Origin of the sequence: Streptomyces bicolor, from assembly GCF_000719285.1 — a bacterium.
In the GTDB taxonomy this organism is placed as follows: Bacteria; Actinomycetota; Actinomycetes; order Streptomycetales; family Streptomycetaceae; genus Streptomyces; species Streptomyces bicolor.
In genome coordinates this window covers 386,634-404,037 of record NZ_JOFS01000001.1, presented here as the reverse complement: position 1 = coordinate 404,037, position 17,404 = coordinate 386,634, and the positions used below count along the sequence as shown (strand labels likewise).

Genomic DNA, 17,404 nt, shown 5'->3' with positions numbered 1-17,404 from the left:
GTGATGCCCGGACGGGACAAGGAGCGCAATTTCAGATAGTGAGCGACAGCCCTCTGGTCACCCGGCTCGCGGTCGGGATCAGGCGCTCCTTGATCTCCTCCAGCCGGGAGAGCCGGTCGGCGCGCAGCGAGACGCCGAGCGAGCCGAGCGTGGTCCCGCTGTAGACGGGCACCGCGACACAGACCGTACCGAGGGCGTACTCCTCCAGGTCGGTCACGGCCGGGGCCATCGGCTCGGCCGCGAGCCGCCGGAGCAGCTCCGGACGGTCGGTGATCGTCCTGGGCGTGAGGTCGGCGAGCGCGTGCCGGGAGAGGTAGTCCTTGCGTGCCTCCTCGTCCAGCTCGCGCAGCACCGACTTGCCGAGCGCCGTGGCGTGCCCGGCGTCCTCGAACCCCACCCAGAGATCGACCCGGGGCGCACGCGGCCCGTCGACGATCTCGGCGACCCGGATCTCGCCCTCCTCGTAGAAGGTGAGGTAGGCGGCGGTCGACAGCTCGTCCCGCAGCGCGGCGAGCGTGGGGCGGATCCGGCTCAGCAGCGCCTGCGTCCGGCCCGCCGTGTGCAGTGTCTGGAGCCGCTCGCCCAGGATGAACCCGCCGTCGTCGAGCTTGCGCACGTATCCGTCGTGGACCAGCGTCCGCAGCAGGTGGTAGGCCGTGGCCAGGGGCAGGCCCGTCTCCCGGGCGAGCTGCTTGGCGGGCGCGCCGTTCTCGTGCGCGCTCACCGCCTCCAGCAGGCGGAAGGCGCGCTGGACGGACGAGATGAGCGTAGGGCCGCTCTCAGCACCCATACGAACAGCGTGCGCCGGGCGCGGGCCGTGGGCAAGCAGGGCCTGCCCGGCGGATCGGACCGGATCCGGGAAGCCGAGCCCTTCGGCCGACCCGAGCGCCGGGCGACGGCGGAGGGCACGGCAGTAAGACCTGGTCCCCGCGACGCCGGGATGGTCCGTCGGACGGGTCGGCCCTAAAGGACCCGCGCGACGAGCAGTGCGACGTCGTCGTGGTCGTCGGGATGGCGCAGCCCGTACAGCAGCAGGTCGCAGGTCTCCTCCAGGGGGCGGCCGGGTTCGTCGAGGAAGCCGAGGAGGACGTTCAGCCGGTCGTCGATGGCGTGGTGGCGGGTCTCGACGAGGCCGTCGGTGTAGAAGACCAGCAGATCGCCGGGGTCGAGGGCGACGGTGGTGGTGCCGAAGGGGATGCCGCCGACGCCGAGCGGGCCCCCGGCGGGCAGTTCGAGCAGTTCGGCCGGGCGGCCGGGGCGGGCCAGCGCGGGCGGCATGTGTCCGGCGTTGGCGATGTGACACCGCCTGGTGAGGGGGTCGTACGCGGCGTAGAGGCAGGTCACGATGTAGTGCTCCAGATCGCAGGTGATCTTGTCCAGGTGCTGGAGCACCGCGCCGGGTTCGAGGTCGAGGTCCGCGTAGGCGCAGGTGGCGGTGCGCAGCCGGCCCATGGTGGCGGCGGCGTCGATGCCGTTGCCCATGACATCGCCGACGACCAGGGCGGTTCTGTCGTCGGTCAGCGGGAGGACGTCGTACCAGTCGCCGCCGACCTCGGTGGTGGCCTGGGCGGGCTGGTAGCGGGAGGCGAGCTCCAGGCCGGTGTGGTGCGGAGGGTGGTCGGGCAGCAGGCTGCGCTGCAGGGTGAGGGCGGTGTTGCGCACGCTCTGGAACCAGCGGGCGTTGTCGATGGCGACGGCGGTACGGCTGGCCAGCTCGCTCGCCAGGACCACGTCGTCCTCGTCGAACGGCACCGGGTTGCGGGTCCGCTTCAGATCCAGGGCGCCGAGCACCTCACCGTGCGCGATCAACGGCACCGCGAGATAGGAGTGCACGCCGGCGCGTGCCAGCAGCGAGGTGGCCTCGTCGTCCCGGGCGATGCGCCGCAGATCGTGCTCGCCGACATGACGCACCAGCACCGGGCGGGCGGTGTGTACGCACAGGGTGACCAGGCGGTCCCCGTCGTAGGCGGCGAGGTCACCGGGCGGGTCGGCGGCGCGCAGGGCCACGCTGGGGTAGGCGGCCTTGAGGGCGAGGGAGCGGAACAGCTCGGGGCCGTTGTCCGGCTTGCGCATACGGCGGCAGGCCAGCGCGGAGTCCAGGACGTCCACGGCGACCACGTCGGCCAGCTCGGGCGTGGCGATGTCGGCCAGTTCGCGGGCGGTCTGCTCCACCTCCAGCGTGGTGCCGACGCGGGTGGAGGCGTCGGCGACCAGCGCCAGGCGCCGCCGGGCCCGGTCGGCCTCGGCGGCCGCGCGGTGCCGTTCGGTGACGTCGACGAACGAGATGGCCGCGCCCAGGACCCGCCCGCCGGAGTCCTCCAGCCGGTAGAAGGACAGCGACCAGGCGTGCTCGTGCTCGGGGTCGGCCGGCGGGCGGCCCACGTGGTACTGGTCGAGCAGCGGAGTGCCCGTGGTCAGGACCTGGCGCAGGGCTGACTCGATGGTGTCGATGTCGGGCAGCGGCAGGGTCTCCCGCAGCCGGCGGCCGATGTGCTCCTCCGCCGGGGTGGCGTCGATGCGCTCCAGTGCCGGGTTGACCAGCAGATAGTGCAGGTCGGGGTCGAGGAGGGCGATACCGATCGGAGACTGGCTGATCAGCCGTTCGCACAGCGCCAGGTCGGTCTCGACGCGCTGGAGCAGGGAGTGGTCGGCGGCGATGCCGAGGGCGTAGACGTCGCCGAGGTCGTCCAGCAGCCGCATGTTGCGGAACTCCGTCAGCCGGGTGCTGCCGTCCTTGTGCCGCACCGGGAAGGCGCCGGCCCAGCTACGGCCGGTCTCCAGCACGTCGGCGAACAGCTTGGCCACGGCGGGCAGGTGCTCGGCGTGGATGAACAGCCGCGCGGCGTACGTGCCGAGCGCCTCCTCGGCGGTGTAGCCGAACAACTCCTCGGCCTGCGGGGTCCAGAACACGATGCGCCCGGCGGCGTCCACGACCACCGCGGCCACGCTCAACACGTCCAGCAGGCCGGTCGGGCGGGGCGGCTCCTGGCCGTACCCGCCACCGTCGGACTGGAAGGATTCGGATTCGGCTGTCATCCCAGCTCCTCCGCACCGGCCGGCAGCTCTGCCGACCCCGGCCACCCCCGGGTACCACGGCAACGCCAACCGGCACCTCCATGCTCCCCTCGCCCCGGCGCATTGCCCAGCCCGGCCGCCGCGAGCCCGCCCTCGGGACGGCACATGAAGCCGCCGACCTGCACGGATCGGGACTCCGCCGTGCCTGAGCCTCAAGCCCGGCGTTGGGACGGACGGGGGCGTCGGACTGTGAGGACGGGGGCTCTTCATCCCCGCGCCTTCGACCCGGCCCTCGGGACGGACGGGGGGCGTCGGTCTGTGAGGATCGGGGCTCTTCCCTCCTCGTGCCTGAACTGGGCTTTCGTGACTGGCCAGGACCGTCGGTCACTGCGGCTCGGGCTCCTGAGGCCTGGCGCGACGTGTCCAGCTCGCGCGCCCCAAGCCCGCACGCGGGACAGGCGGGCCGTCGCCCGTGCGGATCGGGGCTCCTTCCTCCCCCGCCCTTCTGCCCGTCCCGCGTGCCTCAAGCCCGCCCCTCCGGACGGGCCGGTGCCCGTCGGCCCGTGCACATCGGGCGGACAAGCAGGAACATGGTCGTGTACGGGACGGGACCCATGGACGCTGCGTGAGGACCCATGGATGCACCGCGAGAAGAACGGGACGCGCCCACGTCCGAAGGACCGCGCGCGCTCTTCGACGCGTCCTCCGACGCGGCGGCGGTGCTGTCCGGACACGGCGTGGTGCTCGGCTGGACACGGGCCGCCGAGGAACTCCTCGGTCACCCGGCCCCGGAGATCGTCGGCGGCCCGGCCGCGCGCCTGCTGGCGATGCCCGGCGATCCGATGCGGGTGGCCGGCGTCGCGGAGCGCTGCCGCGCCGGGATGGGGTGGAGCGGGCTCATCCCGCTACGGCACCGCGACGGCCGCCGTATCGACGTGGACCTGCGGGTCTCCGCGTCCTTCCGGATCGGCGCCGACGAGTGCTTTCTGATCTCGGCGCGGGAGCGGCGGCCGCAGTGGACGGTGGGCCAGTCCGTCCTCGACGGCTTCCTGACCCGCTCGCCGGTCGGCATGGCCGTGATGGACACGCAACTGCGCTACGTCTGGCTGAACGACACCCTGGAGCGCTTCGGCGGCGTACCCCGTGAGCAGCGCCTCGGCAAGCGGCTGAGCGAACTGCTGCCCGGGCTGCAGGCGGAGACCATCGAGGGCCTGATGCGTAAGGTCCTCGACACCGGCGTCCCGGTCACCGACTACGAGTACGTCGGATGGAGCTGGGCCGACCCCCACCGCCAGCACGCCTACTCCACGTCCTTCTTCCCGCTCGTGGACGCCGACGACTCGATCACCGGGGTCTGCTACATGGTCCTGGACGTCACCGAGCGCTGGAACGCCCGCCAGCTGCTGGCGCTGGTCAACGAGGCCGGCACACGGATCGGCACGACGCTGGACGTGCTGCGCACCGCCCAGGAGCTCGCCGACTTCGCCGTCCCGCGCTTCGCGGACTTCGTCCTCGTGGACCTGCTCGAGCCCGTCCTCAGCACCGAGGGCCACGGAGCATGGCTGACCGACGCGGGTCCGGCCCCCGCCAAGCCCGTGATGCGCCGGGCCGGCCTGAGCTCGGTGCGCGAGGGCGCCCCGGAGGCCGTCGCGCGGGTCGGGGACCGGGTGGACTTCGTGCCTCCGCCGCACGACGCGAACCTGCTCATCGACGGCGAGCCGATCCTCATCCCGGTCCTCGACCCGTCGGACGAACTGTGGGCCACCGAACAGCCCGAGCGAGCCGCCAGCATGCGGGAGTTCGGCCTGCACTCCCTGATCTCCGTGCCGATGCGGGCACGCAACACGGCCCTGGGCCTCACCACGTTCGTACGGTCGCTCAATCCCGTGTCGTTCCAGCCCGACGACATCCTGGTCGCCCGCGAGCTGGTCGCCCGGGCGGCGCTGTGCGTCGACAACGCCCGCCGTTACACCCGCGAGCACACGGCGGCCGTCACCCTGCAGCGCAGCCTGCTGCCCCAGGCACTGACGGGCGGTACGGCACTGGAGGTGGCCTCCTCCTATCTGCCGGCGGATCCGACGGGCGGCGTCGGCGGCGACTGGTTCGACGTGATCCCGCTGTCCGGCGCCCGGGTGGGCCTCGTCGTCGGCGACGTCGTCGGCCACGGCATCACCGCGGCCGCAACCATGGGCCGGCTGCGCACCGCCGTACAGACCCTCGCCGACATGGAGATGCCCCCCGACGAACTGCTGGCCCACCTCGACGACCTCGTCCTGCGGCTCAGCGAGGAGCAGCCCGACGGCGACACGGCCGAGGACGCCGAGGCGATGCGCCGGAGCACGACCGGTTTCCTCGGCGCGACCTGTCTGTACGCCGTCTACGATCCGGTCACCAGGCGCTGCACGATGGCCCGGGCCGGGCATCCGCCCCCGGTCGTCGTCGCACCCGACGGACAGGTCACCTTCCCGGAGCTCCCCGCCGGGCCGCCGCTCGGCTTGGGCGGGATGGCGTTCGAGGCCGACGAGATCGAGCTCGCCGAGAACAGCCTGTTCGGCCTCTACACCGACGGCCTCGTCGCGGCGGTCGACCGCGACGTGGAGCGGGGCATGCACCGGCTCGGCGACCTGCTGTCCCGGCGTGACCTCGACCTCGGCACCCTGTGCTCGTCCGTGGTTCGCCAGCTCGTGCCCGCGCCACAGCCCGACGACATCGCCCTGCTCCTGACGCGCACCCACGCCCTCGGGGCCGAGCACGTCGTCTCGTGGGAGGTGCCCGTGGACCCGGCCGCCGTCGCCGACGTCCGGGCCCGGGCGACCCGCCAGGTGGAGGCCTGGGGCTTCGCAGAACTGGCCATGACGACGGAGCTGATCGTCAGCGAGCTGGTCACCAACGCGATCCGCTACGCCGACCCCCCCATCCGCCTACGACTGCTTCGCGACTCCCGCCTGACCTGCGAGGTCGCCGACGCCAGCAGCACCGCTCCGCGCCTGCGGCATGCTCGGAGCACGGACGAGGGCGGCCGGGGTCTGTTTCTGGTGGCTCAGCTCGCCCATCGCTGGGGGGCGCGCTACACGGCCGATGGGAAGATCATCTGGGCCGAACAGGAAATCGCCTGAACAATGCGCCGAGTCCACCCGGCGCGCTCGCCTACGAGCGCGGGTGGCCCGTCTTGTCGGACCTTGTTCACAAGGGGCCTTTCTCGCAGTGACGTCTCACGAACGCAGGGCGTCCGAGAGGGACTTGACGCCGCCGTGCGCGGTGAGACCCCCGTCCACGGGGATCTCGGCGCCGGTGACGAAGGACGCCTCGCCGGACAGCAGGAACACCACGAGCGGGGTGATCTCGTCCACGGTTCCGGTGCGGCCGAGCGGCGTCTCGCGGATGTTCGCCTCGCGGAAGGCGGGGGCCGCGGAGGCGGTCATCTCGGTCTCGATGTAGCCGGGATGGATGGTGTTGACGCGGATGCCGCGCGGGCCGAGCTCCAGGGCGGCCGCCTTGGACAGGCCCCGCAGCGCCCACTTGCTCGCCGTGTAGGCCACCGGGTAGTGGCCGGTGAGCGCGGCCGTCGAGCCGACGTTGACGATCGACGAGCCCGGCGGCATCAGCGGGGCGAGATGCTGGATGCCCAGCAGCGGCCCCGTCACGTTGACGGCATGGACGCGGGCGAAATCCTCCGGACGCACCTCACCGAGGCGGGCCCGCCAGGTGATGCCCGCGTTGTTGACCAGGCCGTGGACATGGCCGTACGACTCCCCGAGCTCGGCGGCGAGTGCGGCCCACTCCTTGTCGCTGGTGACGTCGAGCCGGCGGCATCCGGGTGCCTCCGTGACGTCGGTGGCGATCACCCGGGCGCCCTCGCGTGCCAGGGCCTCGGCCTCGGCGGCGCCTTGGCCACAGGCCGCTCCCGTGACGACCACGACCTTCCCGAGCAGCCTCCTGGGACATGGTTCGCTCACGGCCGCTCCCGGCTGCGGCGGCGGCCCGTGGGTACCGGCACCGGATCCACCCCCGGCACCACGGTGTTGGACACGGAACCGATGCCCTCCACGGTGAGCGTCACGGTGTCACCGGGCTTCAGCGGCGGCGGGTCCTGCCTGCCGCGCACGCCCCACAGCTCGGCCAGGCAGCCGCCGTTGCCGCAGGTCCCGGAGCCGAGCACGTCTCCGGGACGTACCCAGGTCCCGCGCGAGGCGTAGGCGACCATCTCCTCGAAGGTCCAGCTCATGTTGGACAGCAGGTCCTGGCCGACGACTTGGCCGTTGACCTCGGCGGTCAGGGCGAGCCGCAGGAAACCGTCGGCGTCCCGGTACGGCTCCAGCTCGTCGGCGGTGACGAGGCAGGGGCCCAGGGTGGTGGCGGTGTCCTTGCCCTTGCAGGGGCCGAGTCCCACCTTCATCTCCGCCGACTGCAGGTCACGGGCCGACCAGTCGTTGAAGATCGTGTAGCCGACGATGTGGTCGCGGGCCTGCTCGGGGGTGAGGTCACGGCCCTCGCGGCCGATCACGGCGGCGACCTCCAGCTCGAAGTCGAGCACGGCCGACCCAGGCGGCATGGGGATGTCGTCGTGCGGGCCGTACACCGCGTAGGGGTTGGTGAAGTAGAAGCTCGGCGCCGCGTACCAGCGCTCCGGCACGCCGACGGCCCCGTCCACCGAGCGCCGTACGCCCTCCACGTGCTCCTCGAAGGTGACGAAGTCCCGCACGGTGGGCGGCTGGAGGGGCGGCAGCAGGAGTACGTCGGACAGGGGGACGGCTTTACCCACGGGGCGGGCACCCAGGGCGTCGAGGGGGGAGGTGCCGTCCGGCAGGGCGCGGACGAGGGTGTCCTCCACGACCCCGCAGTGACGGCGCCCCTCGTACAGGTAGGTGACGATGCGCAAGCGTCGGCGCCCCTTACACCGGCGGGGCGACGAAGCAGCCGCGGTCGACGTCGTTGAACGACTCCTTGGCGACCAGCTCGTTCATCGGGTTGGCCGTGCCCCACTGGTCGGTGACCTCGGGCTGGGAGAAGTCGTAGACGTGGGGGTGCCAGGTGTCCTCGTCGAGCTCCTCCAGCTCGGTGGTGTACTCGACGGTGTTGCCGTGCGGGTCGAGGAAGTACGTGAAGGTGTTGTCCCCGGCCATGTGCCGACCGGGACCCCAGATCTTGCGGACGCCGGCCCGCATCACCCGGCCGGAGCCGCGCATGTACTCGTCCAGGCCGCGCATCTCGAAGGAGATGTGGTGCAGCGAGGTGTGCGGGCACTGGGCGATGGCCATGGAGTGGTGCTGGTTGCTGATCCGCATGAAGTGCATGACCTCGCCCATGTGCGGCGAGCTGAGGGTGTCGGAGAGACGGAAGCCGAGGTGGGTCTCGTACCACTCGCGGGTCTTGTTCAGGTCGGGGGAGTTGAGCACCACGTGCGACAGGCGGACGGGGATGGCCTCCTTCTCCTCGATCCGGCGGTGCTGCCGGGCCTCGACGTCGGCGGAGACCTCGATGGTGCGGCCGTCGCCGTCGAAGAAGCGGAAGCCGTAGCCGCCACCGGGGGTGTCGATCTTCCCCGGCCGCGCGATCAACTGCACGCCCTGGGAGAGGAGTTGCTCGGCGAGGGCGTCCACGTCGGCCGGGCTGCCCGCGCCGTAGGAGACCAGGTCGAGGCGCTTCTCGTCGGCCTTGCGCAGCCGCACGACGTACTGCTCGGGGCTGCCCTCGGCGGCGAGGAAGGAGATCCCCGAGTCCTCCGCGACCTTGGTCAGGCCCCAGACGCCGGCGTAGAAGTCGAGTTGCTTGTCGTAGTCGGGCACGGCCAGGTCGACGTGCCGCAGGTGGGTGAGCAGACGGTTGCTCATCGGGGGGTTCCTCCTCGGGCGAGGTTGAGCAGGGCGGCGGCGTTGCCGCCCCGCACCGCGTGGAAGTCGTGGTTGGGCAGGCCGGCCGCGCGCAGGGCGCCCAGCGGATCTTCGGTGCCCATGTCGAACGGGAAGTCGGAACCGAGCAGGACCCGGTCGGCGCCGACGACGCGGATCAACTCCCGCAGGACGTACGGGTCGTGGACGAGGGAGTCGAAGTAGAGCTGTCCCAGGTAGCTGCTCGGCTCCCGGGAGCAGACCTGGGCGTCGGGGCGGGCCCGCCAGGCGTGGTCGGAGCGGCCGATGTGGGTGGGGAGGTAGCCGCCCCCGTGCGCGGCCACCAGCTTCAGGCCCGGATGGCGGTCCAGGGTGCCGGAGAAGATCAGATGGGACAGCGCGACGGCGTTCTCGGTGGGCTGGCCGACGGTGTTGGACAGGTACCACTGGTCCAACCGGTCGTCGAGCGTGCAGCCGAACGGGTGCAGGAAGACCAGGGCGCCGGTCTCCTCCGCGCGCGTCCAGAAGGGCGCGAGCCGCGGGTCGGAGAGCTCGACTTCCCGTGTCCCTCCCGGGCCGGGCGCGTGCGAGGAGATCTCGACGCCCTTGAGTCCCTGCTCCAGCGCGTGGTCGAGCAGAGCGACCGCGAGGTCGGGGTGCTGGAGGGGGATGAGGCCGAGGCCGTGCAGGCGGTCGGGGGCCTTGGCGCAGTGTGCGGCGGTGCCCTCGTCGGCCAACCGGCAGATGCGCTCGGCCAGTTGAGGGTCGGCCCAGTAGTGGTAGTGGCCGGGCGAAGGGCTCACCAGCTGCACGTCCACGCCGGCCTCGTCCATGGCCGCCAGGCGCACGGCGACCTCCGTCAGCCTCGGCACACGCGCGCCCACCATGGGGCCGTTCACGGCGAGGGCCGCGGGCCCGTTGCGGCGGGCGTCGAGGGCACGGGCCTCGGCGAGACCTGAGTGACCGGCGACGGCCTCCTCGATCTCCGGGAGCAGGAGGTGGGCGTGGACGTCGATGGTCGGCGCGGAGGATGCGGTGACCGTCACGGGAGCTCCTTGAGGACGTTCATGGTGCGGCCGATCAGCCCCGGCACGTCGGCGTCGCGCACGCGGTCCAGCTGCCACTGGCCGATCTGCACCGACGCGTCGACGACGGTGCGCACCCGGGGGACCCGGCGGTCGTAGTAGGCCTGGAACAGCTCGTCGTCCCACTTCCGGCCGCTGGTCAGCAGCTCGGCGAGGACGGAGGCGTCCTCCAGGGACATGGCCGCGCCCTGCGCCATGGTCGGCGGGCAGCAGTGGGCGGCGTCGCCGGCGAGCACGACCCGGCCGCGGTGCCAGGAACCCTCGACCAGCATCCGGGTGAACCAGGTGTAGTTGACCTGCTGCGGGTCGGTGATGTGCTTGGTGATCTCCGGCCAGGCCCCGCCGTACGACTGCGCCAGCCGGCGCATCTCGTCGGCGCGGTCGGCGGGGTCGACGCCGGAGCGCTCGCGGCATCCCTCGACGACGAACGCGTAGATGGTGTTCTCGCTGGTGGGGGTGTATCCGGCGATGTAGGCGGGCCCGCCGTAGGCCAGGTCGCTGCGCTCCACGCCCTCGGGGCGCGGGGCGGCGATGCGCCAGATGGCCATGCCGGTCGGCTCGGGCTTGTCGGTGATGCCGATCGCGGCGCGGGTGGCGGAGTTGAGCCCGTCGGCGGCGATCACCAGGTCGTAGCGGCCCTCGCTGCCGTCGCTGAACCGCACCGAGACGCCATCGGCGTCCTGCTCCAGCACCTCGGCGACGGTGCCCAGACGCACTGTGGCACCGGAGGCGCGGACCGCGTCGATGAGGATCTGCTGGAGCTGCGGGCGCCGCATGCCGAGAGTGGCCGGCAGGTCCTCGCCGCCGGTCTGGATGTCCTCGGCGACATGCAGAACGGTGCCGTCGGGGGTGGTGATGCCCAACGTGCCGAAGGGGAATCCGGAAGCCGCCACCCGTTCCCACACGCCCAGTTCGCGCAGCACCCGCAGGGCGTTGCCCTGGAGGGTGATGCCGGAGCCGGTGGTGGCGTTCCAGTCGGGCTTGGCCTCGACCAGGTCGACGGCGATGCCGGCGCGGCGCAGCAGGATGGTGACGGCGTTGCCGGCGGCGCCCCCGCCGATTACGAGGACGGTGGGGGTGCCCCCAGCCGGTGGCTGGGGGAGGGTGCGGCTGTCGGTCATGTCGGGGGTCCCTCCCGAGGTTGGGCCGCACGGCGTCGGGCGGCTGGGGTAACGGGGATGCGGCGGGTGCGGTGGGTGGGGTAGGTGCATGCTCGGCACGCTCCGAGTGCGGGCCGGACGATCTCGGCGGATACTCGAAGTCGGTGGTGTGAGCGGCCACCCGGCAGTGAGCGGACTGGCGGGTGGCCAGGGGGTCGGATGTGCCGCCGGGGATGTGTGACGGCGTCGGCAGCCGGGGGCTACTTGACGGCGATGGGGTTGACGGGGGAGCCGACGGCGCCGGTGATGGGCAGCGGAGCGGCGGTCAACCAGAACTCGTACACGCCGTCACCGGCGCAGTCCTCGGAGAGGGCCTCCAGGTCCCACATCTCCCCGATCAGCAGCCCCATGTTGGGGATGACGACCTGGTGCAGCGGCTGGAAGGCGTTCTCGAACTCGTTCGGCCGTACCTCGAAGCCCCAGGTGTCGGTGGCGATCGCGGCGATCTCGGTACGGTGCAGCCAGCCCGCCGTCGTGAAGGACAGCCCCGGCGCGGGCCCGCCCGCGTAGTCGCCCCAGCCGTCGCGGCGCACCCGGGCCAGCTGCCCGGTCCGTACGACGACGATGTCACCGCGTCCGACGGTCACCCCGTGCGCCTCGGCGGTCGCGGCCAGGTGCTCCTCGGTGACGGCGAAACCGTCGGGCAGCTCTCCACCCTCGCCGACCACGCGGCCCACATCCAGCAGGACGCCACGCCCGGCGACGTACGGCGCCATGTGCTCGATGCCGGTGACGAGGTCGCCGTCGGAGGTGACGACCGTCTCCGCCGCCCGCCCGTTCCAGGCGTTGCCGTGGTCGAAGATGTGCCCGAGCCCATCCCACTGGGTGGAGCACTGCAGCGGCATCGCGATCACGTCGTCGGCGCCGCCGATGCCGTGCGGGAAGCCCTGGTTGCCCAGCGCCGCGTCGGTGCCGGTGTCGAGCATCGTGTGCACGGGGTTGGTGCGTCGGCGCCAGCCCTTCTGCGGGCCGTTCATGTCGAATCGCTGGGACAGCGAGAAGCTCACGCCCCGCCGCACCAGCGCGGCGCCCTCCCGGCGCTTGGCCTCGTCGAGGAAATTGAGGGTGCCGAGTACGTCGTCCTCACCCCAGCGCCCCCAGTTGGAGTACGCCTTGGCGGCTTCGGCGACGGCGCCCTCCGGGTCCTGCCGGTTCGGGCTCATCGCCGCTTCTCCGCCACGCAGCGGGTGCGCTGCACGCCCAGCCCGGTGATCGACCCCTCCATGACGTCGCCGTCGCGCAGCAGCCGTCCCCAGTGGATGCCGTTGCCGGCGGGGCTGCCGGTCAGCACCAGGTCGCCGGGCAGCAGTCGGGCGGTCTGGGAGATGTACGACACCAGCCGCGCGATGCCGAAGAGCATGTCCTTGGTGGACTCGTCCTGCATGGTGTCGCCGTTGAGCTTGAGGGTGACCCGCAGGTCGCCGGGGTCGGCGATCGACTCGGCGGGGACGAGCCACGGCCCGAGCGGTGTGAAACCGGGGGCGTTCTTGCACCGCAGCCAGTCGGTGCCGATGGCCTTCATGTCCCGCCGGAAGACGGTCGCCCGGTCGGTGAGGTCGTTGGCGATCGTGTACCCGGCGACGTACTCCAGCGCCTCCGCCACGGACACCCGGTGGCAGGGCTTGGCGATCACGGCCGCCAACTCCAGCTCCCAGTCGGGCTGTTCGGCCCACGCGGGCAGGACGACATCGTCGTACGGACCGGCGACGGTACTCGGCAGGCCGATGAACACGTACGGCAGGTCCTCGGCGGCCCGCCGGTCCATGACGGCGGCGATTTCGGCGCGGGCCTCCTCGACCGAGCGCGGGTCGTCGGGGGAGCGGTGGGCGATCTCCAGGTCGATCACGTGCTGCCGGTAGTTGGCACCGGACTGGAAGATCTGCCGGGGCTCGACGGGGGCGTGCACCCGCAGGCCCTCCAGAGGCTGCCACTCCTGCTCGTCGTCGTCCGCCAGGGCACGGAGCACCGGGAGCGTCTCCGCCCACCGCTCCAGTACGGCACGCACCTCGGACGGCGCCGAGTCCAGGGCACGGCCCAGGTCGAGCACCCGGCCCCTGGCCAGGAGACCGGGGAACGGGTCCCCGCCCGGGGCGGAGAACGTGCCGAGCGCGAACGGGCCGGCAGGTTGCGCGAGCGTTGCCATCAGATTTCCTCCTGCTGGGTTGCGGTCTACTCTGACCCCGTTCGACTGATCACGGAAATCAATCTTGTGGATGCACCGCATCCACGACATGGATGGCCCTCTTGCCAGGTGGTGCCCGGTGAACCTGTCCCGACTCGACCTGAACCTGGTCGTCGCCCTGCGCGCGCTGCTGGAGGAGCGGAACGTCACCCGGGCCGGCGAGCGCATCGGACTCAGCCAGCCGGCGATGAGCGCGGCACTGTCACGCCTGCGCCGCCACTTCGACGACGAACTGCTCGCCCGGACCGGCAACTCCTACGAACTGACGCCGCTCGGCGTCGCGTTGCGGGACCGCAGCGCCACCGCCTGCGACCTGCTGGAACGCGTCTTCGCCAGCCAGGCCGACTTCGACCCGGGCGCCGAGTCCCGCGAGTTCACACTCCTCGCCTCCGACTACAGCACGGCGGTGTTCGGCTCGGCGCTCGCCCGCGCCGTCCACCACGAGGCGCCCGGCATCCGGCTCGCCTTCCAGCACCCGGCGCCCTCCGTCACCGAGAACACCGCATCCCTGCTGAGCACAGTCGACGGACTGCTGATGCCGCACGGCGTCATCGACGGTTTCCCCGCCATCGACCTCTACCAGGACCGCTGGCTGTGCATGATCGCCGACGACCACCCCGAGGTCGGCGACGCCCTCACCCTCGACCACCTGGCCCGGCTGCCCTGGGCCGTCTACCAGCGGCCGTACGACGCCCCCGCCGCCCGCCAGTTGAGCATGCTCGGCATCAGCCCTCATGTGGAGGTCTCGGTCCAGACGTTCCAACTGCTGCCGTACATGGTCAAGGGCACCCGCAGGGTCGCGATGATCCAGGAGCGGCTGGCGCGCAGCGCGGTGCGGTCGGCGGGGGTGCGGGTGCTGCCCTGTCCGTTCGAGGCGGTACCGGTGCAGATGGCGTTGTGGTGGCATCCGGTGCATGCGCAGGACGCGGCGCACATCTGGCTGCGGCAGAAGGCGGCGGAGGTGGGGGCGACGCTGACGGACGGGAGCTGAGGTTACGGACCTACGGTGAGTGCCACGATGGGCCGTCCTGCGGCTGCGGGTCCCTCGTGGCTGGTCGCGCCCGTGCGGCGGAGCCGCACATCAATTCAGCCCCGCGCCCCTGAGGGCGTTGCGCCGGCCGTCAGCCCAATTGCCGCCGCCACCAGCGCCGCAGCCAGCCCCAGCACCCCCACCGCACCCGCGAGGCTGCCGACCGCCGACTCCCCGGCGAGCAGCACCAGCGGGCACACGAACTCGCCGCCGAAGAAGGCCGCCGTCCACAGCCCCGTCCCACGCCCGCGGTCCTCGAACGCCAGCCGGGACATGGCGCTCGTCAGCAAGGCGGGCAGCAGCATCCCCGTCCCCAGGCAGTTGATCACCGCTCCGACGACCAGCAGCGGCGCGTTTCCCGCCAGGGACATCACCCCGAACCCGGCCGCGCAGACCGCGAAGACGGCGGGCAGCATCGGGTCCGGGGAGCGCTTCAGCCGGGCGAAGGTGATGGCACCACCCACGGTGGCGGCACTCGCGATCGCGGTGGCCAGACCGATCACACCGGAGTTCTCCACGCCGAGGTCGTCGAGCAGGTACGCCATCTCCACCGGGACGGTGTAGAAGACCATCGCTCCGAAGAAGGTGAGGGCGCAGATGCCCGCCAACTGCCGCCAGGGGAAGGGGCGTCGGACCGTCGGGCCTGCCGCCTGCGCCTCGGCCGGGGCTTCGTCGGTGGTCGCGCGGGCCGCCGGGTCGGGCAGGGCGGACGCCATCAGCGGAGCGAGGACCAGGCTCACGGCGTAGACCCAGAAGGGCACCTTCCAGCCCGCCGAGCCCACGGCGCCGCCGAGCACGAAGAAGACGGTGGCCGACGCGGAGGCGCACATGGTCTGCAGGGCGAGGTACTTCACCCGCCGGTGACCGCTGTAGTAATCGCCGATCAGGGTCGTGCAGCAGGTCATGATGGCGGCCTCGGCGACACCGACCAGGGCCCGGCCGGCGATGATCGCGCCCAGCGAGTCCAGCCAGAGCGGCGCCGTGCCGAACACGGCGTACAGGACGGTCGCCACGATCAGCAGCCGCTTGCGGCCCAGCCGGTCCACGATCACCCCGGCGAACGGGGCCAGCAGGGCCAGCGACAGCGCCGGAACTGTCAGCGCCAGGGGAACGAGCGCCTTGGCCCCCGCGGTCGACGCGAAGTGGTCCTCCATCTTCGGCAGCACCGGGGCGATCAGCACCGCACCCAGGATCGGCAGACAACTCCCCGCCATCAGCAGGGTCAGGCGCAGCAGATGGGCCGGGCCCGACACGGCGACGGGCGACGGCGCGGCGTCGTCGACCGCTGAGGTGGGCGGGGTCGGGGACACGGAACCGGGCATGGCGACTCCAGGGGACGGTGTGCGGGCGCGGGCATGCCTCTCACGGGCGCCGACGGCGCACGGCATGCTGTGGATGCCCACACGGCGGACGCGGTGGGCGACCGCAGATCAGCCGCTGGTCCGGACTGCGGCGTGCGGGTAGGACGACTATGGGCCGTCCGATTCCCCGCCGCCATCCTCCGGGCGATCCGAATCCCGGATCCGGCTCATCCATGCCGTGGATGACCTTGGGAAGTGCGGGGGCCCGCGCGGGCCGGCGCGCGGGTCAGCGCGCCGCGACCGAGGCCGAGGTCGGCGTACCGCTGCTGGAACCGGTCGGGCGGCGGGTACGGCTGACCGAGCAGGCGGAGATCCTCGTGGCCCACACCCCAACGTCGGCTTCGAACCCGACGTACGGTTCGAGACCACCGACCTTCTCCGCCACGTCCGCCTGGTCGAGCAGCGGACCTCCGACGGTCCCCCTGCGGCAACTCCCACGCGGCCAACGCACCCGCCGCGTCTTCACCGTCGTACGCCGCGGCCGCGGCCGCCATCCAGCAGTCCTGGCCTGCAGGAACGCCCTCCACCGCGCGGCCGCCGGCTGACAGGGAAGTGCCGGGCCCGGATACCCGGGCCCGGCAGGGGGTCAGCCTTTCCTGGCCGGTGTCATCAGTCGTGCTTCTCGGAGTCCTTGTGATGCTCGGACTTCTCGTGGTGCTCGGACTTCTCGTGGTGGTCGGACTTCTTGGGGTGCTCGGACTTCTTGGGGTGGTCAGGCTTGGAGGGCTTGGAAGGGAGTTCCGGCTTGGAGGGGAGAGAGGGCTTGGAGGGGAGTTCCGGCTTTGTCGGCTTGACCGGGATGGCGGGCTTCGAGGGAAGCTCCGGCTTCGTCGGCTTGGAGGGGATGGCGGGCTTGGACGGCAATTCCGGCTTGGCAGGAAGTGCAGGCTTGGCGGGGAGTGCGGGCTTTGCGGGGAGCGCGGGCTTTGCGGGGAGCGCGGGCTTCTCTGGGAGTGCGGGCTTGGCCGGCAGTTCCGGCTTGGCGGGAAGGGCGGGCTTTGCGGGGAGTGCGGGCTTGGCCGGGAGTTCCGGCTTTGCGGGGAGTGCGGGCTTGGCCGGGAGTTCCGGCTTTGCGGGGAGTGCGGGCTTGGCCGGGAGCTCCGGCTTTGCGGGGAGCGCGGGCTTCTCCGGGAGTGCGGGCTTGGCCGGCAGTTCCGGCTTGGCCGGCAGTTCCGGCTTGGCCGGCAGTTCCGGCTTGGCGGGAAGGACGGGCTTTGCGGGCAGCGCGGGCTTCGCGGGGAGTTCCGGCTTTGCGGGGAGCGCGGGCTTGGCCGGGAGTTCCGGCTTGACCGGCTTTACCGGGTAGGCGGGCTTCGCGGGGAGCACGGGCTTGGAGGGGAGTTCCGGCTTTGCGGGGAGCACGGGCTTTGTCGGGAGCTCCGGCTTGACCGGGTAGTCAGGCTTCACGGGCTTGACCGGCAGTTCGGGCTTGACCGGGAGCACGGGCTTCTCGGGCTTGACCGGGTAAGCAGGCTTCACCGGCTTGACCGGGAGCACAGGCTTTGCGGGGAGTTCCGGCTTGACCGGCTTGACCGGGTAGTCAGGCTTCACGGGCTTGACCGGCAGCTCAGGCTTGGCCGGGAGCACGGGCTTGACCGGCTTGACGGGGTACTCCGGCTTCACGGGCTTGTCCCCGGCCTCCGGGGGGCGCCCCGGACACGGGGGCTTCCCCACAGGGGGGGGGGGGGGGGGGGGGGCCGGGTACGGCGGGTGTGGGTTGGTGTGGTCCTGGGCGCCGGCGGG

General features: G+C 72.1%; 14 protein-coding genes. 3 read left to right on the top strand and 11 right to left on the bottom strand.

All coding sequences use genetic code 11. The features are described 5' to 3' along the window. Positions 1 to 31: 31 nt before the first annotated feature. Positions 32 to 790: an IclR family transcriptional regulator gene (locus tag IF78_RS0101785; RefSeq protein WP_031475384.1), complete on the bottom strand. Its 759-nt coding sequence runs from the start codon at positions 788 to 790 to the stop codon at positions 32 to 34. Positions 791 to 963: 173 nt separating this feature from the next. Further along, positions 964 to 3,036 (bottom strand): SpoIIE family protein phosphatase, encoded by a 2,073-nt coding sequence (locus IF78_RS0101780; RefSeq protein ID WP_031475386.1) that lies wholly within the window; start codon positions 3,034 to 3,036, stop codon positions 964 to 966. 614 nt (positions 3,037 to 3,650) lie between these two features. On the opposite strand from IF78_RS0101780, the gene IF78_RS0101775 reads away from it, so the two are divergent. Further along, positions 3,651 to 6,131: a SpoIIE family protein phosphatase gene (locus tag IF78_RS0101775; protein ID WP_031475388.1), complete on the top strand. Its 2,481-nt coding sequence runs from the start codon at positions 3,651 to 3,653 to the stop codon at positions 6,129 to 6,131. 96 nt (positions 6,132 to 6,227) lie between these two features. On the opposite strand, the gene IF78_RS0101770 is transcribed toward IF78_RS0101775, so the two are convergent. The 7 genes from IF78_RS0101770 to IF78_RS0101740 all read right to left on the bottom strand — a co-directional run bounded on the left by IF78_RS0101770 (position 6,228) and on the right by IF78_RS0101740 (position 13,231). Continuing rightward, positions 6,228 to 6,971, bottom strand: coding sequence for an SDR family NAD(P)-dependent oxidoreductase (locus IF78_RS0101770; protein ID WP_031475390.1), 744 nt, complete (start codon positions 6,969 to 6,971; stop codon positions 6,228 to 6,230). Next, positions 6,968 to 7,894 (bottom strand): fumarylacetoacetate hydrolase family protein, encoded by a 927-nt coding sequence (locus IF78_RS0101765; protein ID WP_031475392.1) that lies wholly within the window; start codon positions 7,892 to 7,894, stop codon positions 6,968 to 6,970. The genes IF78_RS0101770 and IF78_RS0101765 overlap by 4 nt, the downstream gene beginning before the upstream one ends. Before the next feature lie 13 nt (positions 7,895 to 7,907). Continuing rightward, complete coding sequence (locus tag IF78_RS0101760) at positions 7,908 to 8,846, bottom strand: VOC family protein (RefSeq protein WP_031475394.1); 939 nt, start codon at positions 8,844 to 8,846, stop codon at positions 7,908 to 7,910. Continuing rightward, entirely contained in the window at positions 8,843 to 9,889 is a 1,047-nt protein-coding gene (locus tag IF78_RS0101755; protein WP_031475396.1) for an amidohydrolase family protein, read from the bottom strand. Before IF78_RS0101755 ends, IF78_RS0101760 begins: the two co-directional genes overlap by 4 nt. Then, positions 9,886 to 11,049, bottom strand: a complete 1,164-nt coding sequence (locus IF78_RS0101750) for an FAD-dependent oxidoreductase (RefSeq protein WP_051827448.1) — start codon at positions 11,047 to 11,049, stop codon at positions 9,886 to 9,888. The genes IF78_RS0101755 and IF78_RS0101750 overlap by 4 nt, the downstream gene beginning before the upstream one ends. Positions 11,050 to 11,288: 239 nt before the next feature. Then, positions 11,289 to 12,251, bottom strand: a complete 963-nt coding sequence (locus tag IF78_RS0101745) for a cyclase family protein (RefSeq protein WP_031475400.1) — start codon at positions 12,249 to 12,251, stop codon at positions 11,289 to 11,291. Further along, positions 12,248 to 13,231 (bottom strand): fumarylacetoacetate hydrolase family protein, encoded by a 984-nt coding sequence (locus IF78_RS0101740; protein WP_031475402.1) that lies wholly within the window; start codon positions 13,229 to 13,231, stop codon positions 12,248 to 12,250. The genes IF78_RS0101745 and IF78_RS0101740 overlap by 4 nt, the downstream gene beginning before the upstream one ends. Before the next feature lie 118 nt (positions 13,232 to 13,349). Between IF78_RS0101740 and IF78_RS0101735 the strand changes: the two genes are divergently transcribed. Beyond that, positions 13,350 to 14,261, top strand: coding sequence for a LysR family transcriptional regulator (locus IF78_RS0101735; RefSeq protein ID WP_031475403.1), 912 nt, complete (start codon positions 13,350 to 13,352; stop codon positions 14,259 to 14,261). A gap of 95 nt (positions 14,262 to 14,356) precedes the next feature. Here the strand turns inward: IF78_RS0101735 and IF78_RS0101730 are convergent, their stop codons facing one another. Then, a complete protein-coding gene (locus IF78_RS0101730; protein ID WP_031475404.1) occupies positions 14,357 to 15,622 on the bottom strand; it encodes an MFS transporter in 1,266 nt (421 codons plus the stop codon). A 221-nt stretch (positions 15,623 to 15,843) separates the two neighbouring features. Here IF78_RS0101730 and IF78_RS49390 point away from each other — a divergent pair, with 221 nt between their 5' ends. Continuing rightward, complete coding sequence (locus IF78_RS49390; RefSeq protein ID WP_234439679.1) at positions 15,844 to 16,206, top strand: hypothetical protein; 363 nt, start codon at positions 15,844 to 15,846, stop codon at positions 16,204 to 16,206. Between the two features lie 64 nt (positions 16,207 to 16,270). Here the strand turns inward: IF78_RS49390 and IF78_RS49385 are convergent, their stop codons facing one another. Then, the gene (locus tag IF78_RS49385) at positions 16,271 to 17,284 is read right to left on the bottom strand and encodes a hypothetical protein (RefSeq protein WP_051827447.1); all 1,014 of its coding nucleotides are present in this window, start codon (positions 17,282 to 17,284) and stop codon (positions 16,271 to 16,273) included. Positions 17,285 to 17,404: the final 120 nt, after the last annotated feature.

Bases quoted from the DNA above. Each gene is read 5' to 3' on its own strand.
- IF78_RS0101775 (WP_031475388.1), top strand. From the start codon at position 3,651: ATGGATGCACCGCGAGAAGAACGGGACGCGCCCACGTCCGAAGGACCG.
- IF78_RS0101760 (WP_031475394.1), bottom strand. From the start codon at position 8,846: ATGAGCAACCGTCTGCTCACCCACCTGCGGCACGTCGACCTGGCCGTG.
- IF78_RS0101750 (WP_051827448.1), bottom strand. From the start codon at position 11,049: ATGACCGACAGCCGCACCCTCCCCCAGCCACCGGCTGGGGGCACCCCC.
- IF78_RS0101745 (WP_031475400.1), bottom strand. From the start codon at position 12,251: ATGAGCCCGAACCGGCAGGACCCGGAGGGCGCCGTCGCCGAAGCCGCC.
- IF78_RS0101740 (WP_031475402.1), bottom strand. From the start codon at position 13,231: ATGGCAACGCTCGCGCAACCTGCCGGCCCGTTCGCGCTCGGCACGTTC.
- IF78_RS0101730 (WP_031475404.1), bottom strand. From the start codon at position 15,622: ATGCCCGGTTCCGTGTCCCCGACCCCGCCCACCTCAGCGGTCGACGAC.
- IF78_RS0101785 (WP_031475384.1), bottom strand. From the start codon at position 790: ATGGGTGCTGAGAGCGGCCCTACGCTCATCTCGTCCGTCCAGCGCGCC.
- IF78_RS0101780 (WP_031475386.1), bottom strand. From the start codon at position 3,036: ATGACAGCCGAATCCGAATCCTTCCAGTCCGACGGTGGCGGGTACGGC.
- IF78_RS49390 (WP_234439679.1), top strand. From the start codon at position 15,844: ATGACCTTGGGAAGTGCGGGGGCCCGCGCGGGCCGGCGCGCGGGTCAG.